The organism is Bartonella sp. CL63NXGY, assembly GCF_042194905.1.
GTDB lineage: Bacteria > Pseudomonadota > Alphaproteobacteria > Rhizobiales > Rhizobiaceae > Bartonella.
The window spans coordinates 168,859-178,839 of sequence record NZ_JBHINK010000003.1; the positions used below are offsets into that span (position 1 = coordinate 168,859).

Below are 9,981 nucleotides of genomic sequence, written 5' to 3' on the forward strand. Positions count from 1 at the left end.
CCTATTGTCGTATTTGGTAACTCAATACTTTAATATATTTGTTCAGTATGTTTATACAATCAAATTACCCAAAAGAGCATACTTCTTGCATTTACATTCCTTAGTATTCCCTTATCTTGTAAATATCGCACACGTGTTACGTTACTTCGAGTTCATCAAGTGTATACCCATTCTCCAACCACTCTTTAATCCACTTAGGTCTACGTCCACGCCCATTCCATAATTCCCATTGGTTATTGGGATTTCTATAATGGCGCTCTTTGCTCACAAGATCAGCGATATCAATTCCATGGGCATTAGCAATTTCAAGAATTTTTCGTCGCGCATTTTGCTTTTCCTTTGCTTGCCGTTTTTTTAATTCCACATCGATTTGTGTACGCATCTCTTGTAGTTCATCAAAATTCATATTCTTGAGATCATTCACCTTAATTACTCCCCTTGCAAAAAAGAATTTCTTTTTGCCATATTTTAAACACAATTATAGACAATTTCTGTCCATTTATTATCGAAATTAAAATTACGATACATATATCACTTTGACGGAGATGTGCTTTGAGCCACAAAGAACTGTTTATTGGTATATCAACTACCACCACTGCATCTTTTTTCAGTTCAATTACTGGAACTACTAAATGCAGTGCTCAAACACCATCACACCTCTCTGACTCTCATGAATCAGTAGTCAAAAGTAAATATAAATCGTCACTCTATAAATTATGGCAATACGCAACAAAGAACAAGCCCTCTCTGTATAATGATAGTGTAGTTCATTATAACAGTAAAACCTCCCCTTACACACAACGGCTTTTTACTTCGTATAAATTTTTTTTGAAAAAATTTTTGCAACTAGAGAATTATATAAAACAAGCAGCTTCAATACAGTATCAAAGATTATTATTTTTTAAAAGCAGCGCCTTTTTTCGTGATTCCAATAATATTGGTTGGCGTAATGTGCTCTATTTTATTCCACACTTTTATCTTGTTGGTTGGATATTCGCATATATTAGAAATATTCTTAGAAGAAAACAAAGCAATAATCATAAGGAATATTCTAAGCTAAACAGTCTGGTTCTACAAATTTATAAAATCAAAAGACAACGAGAAAAAGCACCACAAAGAATTAGCATTTTTATTAATAAAATTCTTCGTAATAAGGTGTATTGCTAATGATTGTTCCAGATTTCACATTTTTTGCTGCTGCATACATATCCAATACGCCCCCCATAGCATTTTCAGTTATCGCCAAACAAGAAGCGCGGGACAATGTCTATGTAACAGATGATAAAGATAACTTGTTCTATCAATCATCTCAGCTTAAGGAAACAATCGCAACAGCTGAACAGTTTAAACAGAATAAACATAATTTTAACATAATTTTAGGGCAAATTGATGTTGGAAATGTGAAATTGTTTTCTCTTTTTGATGCATTTGATTTTTGCAGAAATCTTACAGCTGCACAAAGTGCTTTAACTTACTGCTATGAACAAACAACATCAAAGTGCATCTTTGAAAAAGCGACTTTGCAGTCTGTGCTGAATTTTTACAATACAGAAAACTCAAACCACACCCGCATGCAAAAAGTTACTTCATATATTGGAGTAAAAGCTGCTGTACGAGGAAATGAAGACTTGCAGGAGCCTGTAAAACTTAAAAAAGAAGAACCAGAACAGACAACTAAAGTAGATTCTCTTCCTCTCTCTTCAAAAGGAGAAGAAGATGCATTTACACATAAAGAAAGTAGCGCCCGCGATGCTTTTTCAGCTGAAGATTTTTCTTCATCGAGAAGATTGCTAGAGTGAGGACTGATATTTTCACGAAACTCCAGAAATTTGATAGGATATTATAATGAAGGGTAGATAAGAAAATGTTAAAGCTCTAATTAGTAGGATTGAACAAAATCTCTTCTAATTGAGGGCAAAGATAATGAAAATGATAGAACAAAACAGCGTTGATATAGCATTTAGTCAAAAAGCAGCACGTGAGATTACAGTCGTGATGCTTTCAGAAAGAGAATGGTATTTCACGTTTATTTCCGACGATCCAATCACCGGAAAGCCAAATAAATATACGTTACTTACACAAAGAGGAAAACTAAGAACTTGGGCTGATCCAAAATATCTTTTTAAGTTTCTTCATGAACGAGGGGTCATTTGTGGGAGTTTTAATCTTAATCAGGATAAAGAACATGAAACAATTAAATATTCTTCACACAACAGCTCGTAATAAAATTGCTGCATTTTCTGCAGCTTTAACTGTGTTTTTTATGACCAATCCTGTATCCGCCCAAACAGCGGGTTTAGGTCCTGCAAAAAAGGCTTTAGAGGGACTTCAAACAGATTTAAAAACGATTATCCCTATCGCTGCTGCCGTTATACTTTTGTGCTTAGCAATTGGTTATGCAGGGCGCTACATCGGAAAAGACACATTTATACGGTGGGCAATCGGTGTTGTTATCGCTGGTTCAGCAGCTGAACTTGCCAATTTATTATTTAAATCCAACTGATAAATCTATTTAAACATAAAATGTTTCTTTCATGAAATAAGAAACTTAGATTTCTGTATTTTTATTTAGCACAATAAAAACTATATCAAAAAAAGAGTTTATTTATACTAACTGTAATCTAAATTGAGATAAACAATATGAAACAATCAAATACCCTTCAAACAATAATTAGAAATAAAACTACTAAAGTCTCTGCAGCTTTAACTGTATTTTTTATGGCCAATCCTGTATATGCTCAACAATTAACAACTGCAAAAGGTGCTTTAGAAAAACTCCGAGATGACTTAAAGCTACTTATCCCTATTGCTGCTGCTGTGATACTTTTGTGCTTAGCAATTGGTTATGCAGGGCGCTACATCGGAAAAGACACATTTGTACGGTGGGCAATTGGTGTCGTTATCGCTGGTTCAGCAGCTGAACTTGCTGGTTTATTATTTAAACCGAACTGATAAATATATTAAATACGAAATGTTTATTCGTGAAAAAGAATTTTAGACTTTAATACTTTTATTGCACATCAATAAAATTATTCCTTAATTTTATGGAAAAACTACTTACGCCTAATACAATGTGATAAGGTTGAACAATATGAAAAAATTAATCAATTTTCAATTGAACGATAATAATAAAATTACGGCAATCTCTGCAGCTTTAACTGTATTTTTTATGGCTAATCCTGTATATGCTCAACAATTAACAACTGCAAAAGATGCTTTAGAAAAACTCCGAGATGACTTAAAGCTACTTATCCCTATTGCTGCTGCTGTGATACTTTTGTGCTTAGCAATTGGTTATGCAGGGCGCTACATCGGAAAAGATACATTTGTACGGTGGGCAATCGGGGTCGTTATCGCTGGTTCAGCAACCCAACTTGCTACGCTGTTGTTCACAGGTAAGTAATGAAAATAACTATTAAAGTCATGCAGTATAAAATGTCTTTTTATTCTAAAGAGAAATCTAAATTGAGATAAACAGTATGAAACAATCAAAAATTCTTCAAACAATAATTCGAAATAAAATTACTAAAACCTCTGCAGCTTTAACTGTATTTTTTATGGCCAATCCTGTGTTAGCCCAAGCAGTAGTTTTAGAGCCTGCCAACAAAGCTTTAACTAATCTCCAAACAGACTTGAAAACGATTATCCCTATCGCTGCTGCTGTTATACTTTTGTGCTTAGCAATTGGTTATGCAGGACGCTACATCGGAAAAGATACATTCGTACGGTGGGCAATCGGGGTCGTTATCGCTGGTTCAGCAACCCAACTTGCTACGCTGTTGTTCCAAAGCCCATGAAAATGACTATTAAAGTCATGCAGTATAAAATGTCTTTTTATTCTAAAGAGAGATCTAAATTGAGATAAACAGTATGAAACAATCAAAAATTCTTCAAACAATAATTCGAAATAAAATTACTAAAACCTCTGCAGCCTTAACTGTATTTTTTATGTCCAATCCTGTGTATGCTCAAGTAAAATTACAAAATGCAAAAACTGCTTTAGATGCTCTGCAGAATGATCTTGTTAAAAATATTATTCCTGTTGCTGCTGCTGTTATACTTTTGTGCTTAGCGATTGGTTACGCAGGGCGCTACATCGGAAGAGATACATTTATACGGTAGGCAATTGGCGTTGTCATCGCTGGATCAGCAACCCAGCTTGCTAAGCTGTTATTCACAGGTGCAGTTAATTAAAATTAAATATGACAACTATAATACAAAATGTTATTTATAATCTTAATGAGAGAAATATGCGAAAATTAATTAGCCTCAAATCAAATAGTCATAACAGAATTGTTGCAATTTCTGCAACTATAATTTCGTTTTTTATAACGCATCCTACATATGCAAAAATAGAGAATGCTAGTAAAGCTTTACAGGCTCTGCAAACAGACCTTACTACCAATATTATTCCTGTTGCTGCTGCTGTTATACTTTTGTGCTTAGCAATTGGTTATGCAGGACGCTACATTGAAAGGGATACATTTATACGATGGGCAGTCGGTGTTATCATTGCTGGCTCAGCAAGCCAACTTGCTACAATGCTATTTACAGGTAAACCATAAGTAATTATAATACAAAACGTTTTTAATGTAAAAACTCATCTAATAATTATTAACATAGCAAAATTCTATTCCGTCTATGATAGAAATACAAAGCATTCATAAAAATTTAATAAGAGTACAGTATGCAAAAACTAATTAATCTCCAATCAAAAAATAACAACAGAATCATTGCAATTTCTGCAACTATAACTGCGTTTTTTATAACGCATCCTGCATATGCAAAAATAGAGCATGCTGAAAAAGCTTTAGATGCTCTGAAAAAAGACCTTATTGATATTATTCCTGTTGCTGCTGCTGTTATACTTTTATGTTTAGCAATTGGTTACGCAGGACGCTACATCGGAAGAGATACATTCGTACGATGGGCAATTGGTGTTGTCATCGCTGGATCAGCAAGCCAACTTGCTACAATGCTATTTACAGGTAATTCATAAGTAGTTATAATACAAAACGTTTTTAATGTAAAAACTCATCTAATAATAAGAGTAAAATATGCAAAAACTAATCAACCTTCAATCAAAAAATAACAACAGAATCATTACAATTTCTGCAACTATAACTGCGTTTTTTATAACGCATCCCGCATATGCAGAAATAAAGAATGCTAAAGACGCTTTAGAAGCTCTGCAAAAAGATCTTATTAGTAATATTATTCCTGTTGCTGCTGCTCTTATACTTTTGTGCTTAGCAATTGGTTATGCGGGACGCTACATTGAAAGGGATACATTTATACGATGGGCCGTCGGCGTTGTCATCGCTGGCTCAGCAACCCAACTTGCTACAATGCTATTTACAGGTAATCCATAAGTAATTATAATACAAAACGTTTTTAATGTAAAAACTCATCTAATAATAAGAGCAAAATATGCAAAAACTAATCAACCTTCAATCAAAAAATAACAACAGAGTCATTGCGATTTCTGCGACTATAACTGCGTTTTTTATAACGTATCCCGCATATGCAGCAATAGATAATGCTAAAAACGCTTTAGAAGCTCTGCAAAAAGATCTTATTGGTAATATTATTCCTGTTGCTGCTGCTCTTATACTTTTGTGCTTAGCAATTGGTTATGCGGGACGCTACATTGAAAGAGATACATTTATACGGTGGGCAATCGGTGTTGTCATCGCTGGCTCAGCAAGCCAACTTGCTAAAATGCTATTTACAGGTCAAGCATAAATTAGTATAATACGTAATGTTTTTAATGTTCGTCGATTATAGATTTGCACCAGTAATAATGTAGCTCATACTACGAAAAAAGGAATATTATTTATAGCAACTTTAATTAAAAGGGGATAAAAGATATGAAACAATTAAATACGCTTCAATCAAAAATATGTAAGATTAGTGCTATTTTTATCACTTCGATTATGTTATTAATAACTCAATCTGCATATGCTCAGACGGAAACAAAGAGTTTAGATGTTTTCATAGGGATGCAATATGGATTAAGTATAATTATTCCTATCGTTGCTGCTATCATTCTTTTATTACTTTTGCTTATTTATATATTTCGCATCATCGCAAGAGCTACATTTATGCGATGGGCATTCAGTGTCATTATTGCTGGTGCAGCTTTTTATATTAGCCACATATTATTTCACCTCCAGTGACGAGGACATTCCATGAAATCGCAAGAAAAAAAAGAATTCCCCCTATTCAAGGGAGCAACACGTGTTCCAACGATATGGGGTGTCCCCATGATGCCATTTATCGTTATGGTTATGGGGGTCGCTGTTATTGCCATGACAGTAAGTATCTTTTTATGGATTATAGCACCTCCATTATGGTTCATTATGGTGCAAATTACTAAAAACGATGATAAAGCGTTTCGTATTTGGTGGTTATGGATCGATACTAAGTTTCGCAATCGTAACAAAGGTTTTTGGGGCGCATCAAGTTATAGTCCCTCTGATTATAGTAAAAGGAGATAAACATGACAGCTGTTGAAAGCAGCAAACGCCTTGCATCAGAGACACCTGTAAGCCTGTTTCTGCCTTATTCACATCATATTACAGATACGATTATTTCTACTAAAAATGCGGAATATTTGTCAATTTGGAAAATTGATGGGCGTTCGCATCAAAGCGCTTCAGAAGAAGATATTTTTCAATGGATAAAAGAGCTTAACAATACTCTACGGGGTCTTGCATCAGCCAATTTATCATTTTGGACGCATATTGTGCGCCGTCGTGTTTATGAATATCCCGATTCAACATTTGATCAAATGTTTTGCTATCAACTTGATGAAAAATATCGACAAAGCTTTACTGGTTATAATTTGATGGTCAATGATTTATATCTGACTGTTATTTTTCAACCGATAGCGGATAAAATTATGTCGTTCTTTTCTAAACATGAACGTGAAACGCTTGATCAAAAAAAGATGCGACAAGACACATGTATCAAAGAACTCAATGACATCAACCGTACTTTAGGCCAATCTTTAAACCGTTACGGTGCAGAACTTCTTGGTGCTTATGAAAAAAATGGGCATGTTTATTCTTCTGCACTTGAATTCCTTGGAATGCTTGTCAATGGTGAATATCGCCCTATGCCAATTTGCCATGATCGTTTTTCCGACTATATGTCTATCAATCGACCTTTTTTCTCAAAATGGGGTGCTCTTGGTGAACTGCGAACAACCAGTGGAATGCGTCGATTTGGAATGCTGGAAATTAAAGAATATGATGCAACAACCAAACCAGGACAATTAAATGTTTTGTTGGAAAGTGACTTCGAGTTCGTATTGACGCAGAGCTTTTCAGTACTCTCTCGACATGCTGCTAAAGACTATTTACAACGGCATCAGCGTAATCTTATTGATGCACGAGATGTAGCAACGAGCCAAATTGAACAAATTGACGAAGCACTAAACCAGCTTATCAGTGGGCATTTTGTCATGGGAGAACATCACTGCACATTGACTATCTATGGTGATACAATTCAACAAGTACGCGACCATATGGCCAAAGCGAGTGCAGCATTACTAGACGTTGCGGTACTGCCCAAACCTGTAGACTTAGCGATAGAAGCTGGCTATTGGGCACAACTTCCTGGCAATTGGAAATGGAGACCACGTCCTGCTCCGATTACATCATTGAACTTTTTATCATTTTCATCTTTTCATAATTTTATGTCAGGAAAACCCACTGGCAACCCATGGGGACCAGCTGTCACAATTCTTAAAACAACCAGTAAAACACCGCTTTATTTCAATTTTCATGCCTCCAAACTTGAAGAGGACTCGACAGATAAACGTTTACTTGGTAATACCGCACTTATCGGACAATCTGGTTCCGGTAAAACTGTGTTACTCGGCTTTTTGTTAGCACAAGCACAAAAATTTAAGCCGACAACTGTTGTTTTTGATAAAGATCGTGGCATGGAAATTGCCATTCGGGCGATGGGTGGAAAATATTTAACATTCAAGCCAGGCAGGAGAAGTGGTTTCAATCCTTTCCAACTCCCCCCCACACAAGAAAATCTTATTTTTCTGAAACAATTTGTTAAAAAATTGGCAGAAGCTGGTGGTGAGGTCACGCATCACGACGAGGAAGAAATTAACAAAGCGGTTATGTCTGTTATGAGCAGTAACATTGACCAATCACTCCGTCGTTTGTCCTTTCTGGTACAATTTTTACCAAATCCGCGTTTAAGTGATTATAATGCTCATCCTTCTGTTCATGCTCGCTTACTAAAATGGTGTGAAGGTGGTGATTATGGATGGTTATTTGATAATCCCCATGATGCTCTTGATCTCTCAACACATCAAATTTACGGCTTTGATATCACGGAATTTTTAGATAATTTTGAAACTCGCACTCCAGTGATGATGTATTTGCTTTACCGCACAGAAGGCATGATTAGCGGACAGCGATTTATGTATATCTTTGATGAGTTTTGGAAGCCTTTGCAAGATCCGTACTTTGAAGATTTAGCAAAAAATAAACAAAAGACTATCCGTAAACAAAATGGTATTTTTGTTTATGCAACACAAGAGCCTAGCGATGCCTTGGAAAGTAATATTGCCAAAACACTCATTCAACAGTGTGCAACTTACATTTTTCTAGCCAACCCCAAAGCAAACTATGAAGATTATACAAAAGGCTTTAAACTAACAGATACCGAATTTGAACTCGTTAAAGGACTTGGTGAGTTTAGTCGCCAATTCCTCATTAAGCAGGGTGATCAATCTGCGCTTGCAGAACTGAATCTTGGTAAATTCCATCTGACACGCGATGGAAGAACCATCGAACACGACTTTAGTGACGAGCTCTTGGTGTTATCAGGTACACCTGATAACGCAGAATTAGCCGAAAGCATTATCGCGGAAGTCGGTGATGATCCAGCAATATGGTTGCCAATTTTCTTACAGCACGCAAAAAATGACAGGAGGGAAACATGAAAAAAAAGGTCATTTCAATAGTAGTTGTAATAACTTTAGGGATTTCAAACCCAGCAATGGCCTGGGTTTTTGGCGCTGGAGCAGCGGATTTGTCTGCATCAATTCCAACGACGTGGCCCAATTTTTTTGGGAGTTCAAAAACATCAAAGAAAACACCTCCACAACAAAAGAAAGCGCCACCTGATGCCCAACTTCTCGATATGCTAAAAAAACAACTTGAGGAAACAAAAAAGATACACGAATCTATAACGGGAAACCAAAAGTTCGACACTAAAAAACTTAAAAGTGCACAAACAGATCACAGCAGTTTTTTTCTCAAAAATCCAGAAACGCTCTACAATAGAAATGAATCTTCAGCGCTATCTACATCACTTAAAAAAATTTTAAAAGAAGAAGAAATTCCTATTTCTATCCATGAATCTAGCAGTTTTATCAACGATCGTATTCAATATGCAGCCATCACTGATAAAGCCGTAAGTTTAAAGACTTTTGAAGAAGCAAACTATCGTTTTCAGCAAATTGAAGAACTATTAAATGAAATCAAGACAACAAAAGATCTAAAAAGTATTGCTGAGTTACAAGCATATATAATTGGAATGCTCGCTAAGCTACAAAATGAAACAGCAAAACTACAAATGGTCGCACATTTACGCAACGCTGAACATGCACTTATCAAACAGCAGAAGGACAAACATAACATAAAAATTTTAAATAGTAAAAACACGAAAATGCCTACCATAAGATTTATTAGATAAAGCTTTTTGTAACAATATTTCGTTGTATTATTTTTCTTGTATGCTCGAAAAAAGAAAAAGTTAATGTATAATATTCAGTCCTTTCTCATAAACTGAAAAGGTCTACGAAATTTAATTCCATCCTAAAAAAATCAACGAAAAATGCTTAAAAATCATATAAAAAGTTGAAAATTCATTAAAGAGGAATTCCATGAACTTTACAGTGTTCACGCAACTTTTCAATAAAATTGATCAGATAACAAAAACATATGT

16 protein-coding genes and 1 pseudogene are annotated in these 9,981 nt (G+C 35.3%); 16 read left to right on the forward strand and 1 reads right to left on the reverse strand.

Going from position 1 to position 9,981, the window contains the following annotated elements; all coding sequences use genetic code 11:
- Window positions 1-136 precede the first annotated feature (136 nt).
- Window positions 137-424 (reverse strand): H-NS family nucleoid-associated regulatory protein, encoded by a 288-nt coding sequence (locus ACFIK0_RS03030; protein ID WP_015857007.1) that lies wholly within the window; start codon window positions 422-424, stop codon window positions 137-139.
- 128 nt (window positions 425-552) lie between these two features.
- Between ACFIK0_RS03030 and ACFIK0_RS03035 the strand changes: the two genes are divergently transcribed.
- The 16 genes and pseudogenes from ACFIK0_RS03035 (at window position 553) to ACFIK0_RS03110 (ending at window position 9,729) form a co-directional block, all read left to right on the forward strand.
- Complete coding sequence (locus tag ACFIK0_RS03035) at window positions 553-1,167, forward strand: hypothetical protein (RefSeq protein WP_375663470.1); 615 nt, start codon at window positions 553-555, stop codon at window positions 1,165-1,167.
- Window positions 1,167-1,799, forward strand: a complete 633-nt coding sequence (locus tag ACFIK0_RS03040; protein ID WP_375663471.1) for a TrwN protein — start codon at window positions 1,167-1,169, stop codon at window positions 1,797-1,799. The genes ACFIK0_RS03035 and ACFIK0_RS03040 overlap by 1 nt, the downstream gene beginning before the upstream one ends.
- Before the next feature lie 124 nt (window positions 1,800-1,923).
- Window positions 1,924-2,223: a KorA family transcriptional regulator gene (gene korA / locus ACFIK0_RS03045; RefSeq protein WP_015857010.1), complete on the forward strand. Its 300-nt coding sequence runs from the start codon at window positions 1,924-1,926 to the stop codon at window positions 2,221-2,223.
- Window positions 2,186-2,503 carry a VirB2 family type IV secretion system major pilin TrwL gene (trwL, locus tag ACFIK0_RS03050; RefSeq protein ID WP_375663472.1) on the forward strand — a complete coding sequence of 106 codons (318 nt, stop codon included), beginning with the start codon at window positions 2,186-2,188 and terminating at the stop codon, window positions 2,501-2,503. The genes korA and trwL (ACFIK0_RS03050) overlap by 38 nt, the downstream gene beginning before the upstream one ends.
- Before the next feature lie 137 nt (window positions 2,504-2,640).
- Window positions 2,641-2,952 (forward strand): VirB2 family type IV secretion system major pilin TrwL, encoded by a 312-nt coding sequence (gene trwL / locus ACFIK0_RS03055; RefSeq protein ID WP_375659914.1) that lies wholly within the window; start codon window positions 2,641-2,643, stop codon window positions 2,950-2,952.
- Between the two features lie 139 nt (window positions 2,953-3,091).
- Complete coding sequence (gene trwL, locus ACFIK0_RS03060; RefSeq protein ID WP_375663473.1) at window positions 3,092-3,403, forward strand: VirB2 family type IV secretion system major pilin TrwL; 312 nt, start codon at window positions 3,092-3,094, stop codon at window positions 3,401-3,403.
- A 76-nt stretch (window positions 3,404-3,479) separates the two neighbouring features.
- Window positions 3,480-3,797 carry a VirB2 family type IV secretion system major pilin TrwL gene (gene trwL / locus ACFIK0_RS03065; RefSeq protein ID WP_375663474.1) on the forward strand — a complete coding sequence of 106 codons (318 nt, stop codon included), beginning with the start codon at window positions 3,480-3,482 and terminating at the stop codon, window positions 3,795-3,797.
- Between the two features lie 73 nt (window positions 3,798-3,870).
- Window positions 3,871-4,194 (forward strand): annotated as a pseudogene (trwL, locus tag ACFIK0_RS03070) (VirB2 family type IV secretion system major pilin TrwL).
- Between the two features lie 56 nt (window positions 4,195-4,250).
- On the forward strand, window positions 4,251-4,565 hold the full coding sequence (trwL, locus tag ACFIK0_RS03075; RefSeq protein WP_375657495.1) for a VirB2 family type IV secretion system major pilin TrwL: 315 nt from the start codon (window positions 4,251-4,253) through the stop codon (window positions 4,563-4,565).
- 122 nt (window positions 4,566-4,687) lie between these two features.
- Window positions 4,688-4,999, forward strand: a complete 312-nt coding sequence (gene trwL / locus ACFIK0_RS03080; protein ID WP_375663475.1) for a VirB2 family type IV secretion system major pilin TrwL — start codon at window positions 4,688-4,690, stop codon at window positions 4,997-4,999.
- A 58-nt stretch (window positions 5,000-5,057) separates the two neighbouring features.
- Window positions 5,058-5,372: a VirB2 family type IV secretion system major pilin TrwL gene (gene trwL / locus ACFIK0_RS03085; RefSeq protein ID WP_375663476.1), complete on the forward strand. Its 315-nt coding sequence runs from the start codon at window positions 5,058-5,060 to the stop codon at window positions 5,370-5,372.
- A gap of 58 nt (window positions 5,373-5,430) precedes the next feature.
- Entirely contained in the window at window positions 5,431-5,745 is a 315-nt protein-coding gene (gene trwL, locus ACFIK0_RS03090) for a VirB2 family type IV secretion system major pilin TrwL (RefSeq protein WP_375643741.1), read from the forward strand.
- A 125-nt stretch (window positions 5,746-5,870) separates the two neighbouring features.
- Entirely contained in the window at window positions 5,871-6,179 is a 309-nt protein-coding gene (locus ACFIK0_RS03095) for a conjugal transfer protein (RefSeq protein WP_375637541.1), read from the forward strand.
- 12 nt (window positions 6,180-6,191) lie between these two features.
- Window positions 6,192-6,500, forward strand: coding sequence for a type IV secretion system protein VirB3 (locus ACFIK0_RS03100; RefSeq protein ID WP_375613868.1), 309 nt, complete (start codon window positions 6,192-6,194; stop codon window positions 6,498-6,500).
- Window positions 6,501-6,502: 2 nt separating this feature from the next.
- A complete protein-coding gene (locus ACFIK0_RS03105) occupies window positions 6,503-8,974 on the forward strand; it encodes a VirB4 family type IV secretion/conjugal transfer ATPase (RefSeq protein WP_375637540.1) in 2,472 nt (823 codons plus the stop codon).
- Window positions 8,971-9,729: a type IV secretion system protein gene (locus tag ACFIK0_RS03110; RefSeq protein ID WP_375637539.1), complete on the forward strand. Its 759-nt coding sequence runs from the start codon at window positions 8,971-8,973 to the stop codon at window positions 9,727-9,729. Before ACFIK0_RS03105 ends, ACFIK0_RS03110 begins: the two co-directional genes overlap by 4 nt.
- Window positions 9,730-9,981: the final 252 nt, after the last annotated feature.

What these genes read in the sequence shown, in the direction of transcription:
- korA (WP_015857010.1), top strand. Translation starts at nt 1,924, where the DNA reads ATGAAAATGATAGAACAAAACAGCGTTGATATAGCATTTAGTCAAAAA.
- trwL (WP_375657495.1), top strand. Translation starts at nt 4,251, where the DNA reads ATGCGAAAATTAATTAGCCTCAAATCAAATAGTCATAACAGAATTGTT.
- trwL (WP_375659914.1), top strand. Translation starts at nt 2,641, where the DNA reads ATGAAACAATCAAATACCCTTCAAACAATAATTAGAAATAAAACTACT.
- ACFIK0_RS03095 (WP_375637541.1), top strand. Translation starts at nt 5,871, where the DNA reads ATGAAACAATTAAATACGCTTCAATCAAAAATATGTAAGATTAGTGCT.
- ACFIK0_RS03040 (WP_375663471.1), top strand. Translation starts at nt 1,167, where the DNA reads ATGATTGTTCCAGATTTCACATTTTTTGCTGCTGCATACATATCCAAT.
- ACFIK0_RS03110 (WP_375637539.1), top strand. Translation starts at nt 8,971, where the DNA reads ATGAAAAAAAAGGTCATTTCAATAGTAGTTGTAATAACTTTAGGGATT.
- ACFIK0_RS03105 (WP_375637540.1), top strand. Translation starts at nt 6,503, where the DNA reads ATGACAGCTGTTGAAAGCAGCAAACGCCTTGCATCAGAGACACCTGTA.
- trwL (WP_375663475.1), top strand. Translation starts at nt 4,688, where the DNA reads ATGCAAAAACTAATTAATCTCCAATCAAAAAATAACAACAGAATCATT.
- trwL (WP_375663474.1), top strand. Translation starts at nt 3,480, where the DNA reads ATGAAACAATCAAAAATTCTTCAAACAATAATTCGAAATAAAATTACT.
- trwL (WP_375663472.1), top strand. Translation starts at nt 2,186, where the DNA reads ATGAAACAATTAAATATTCTTCACACAACAGCTCGTAATAAAATTGCT.
- trwL (WP_375643741.1), top strand. Translation starts at nt 5,431, where the DNA reads ATGCAAAAACTAATCAACCTTCAATCAAAAAATAACAACAGAGTCATT.
- ACFIK0_RS03100 (WP_375613868.1), top strand. Translation starts at nt 6,192, where the DNA reads ATGAAATCGCAAGAAAAAAAAGAATTCCCCCTATTCAAGGGAGCAACA.
- trwL (WP_375663476.1), top strand. Translation starts at nt 5,058, where the DNA reads ATGCAAAAACTAATCAACCTTCAATCAAAAAATAACAACAGAATCATT.
- trwL (WP_375663473.1), top strand. Translation starts at nt 3,092, where the DNA reads ATGAAAAAATTAATCAATTTTCAATTGAACGATAATAATAAAATTACG.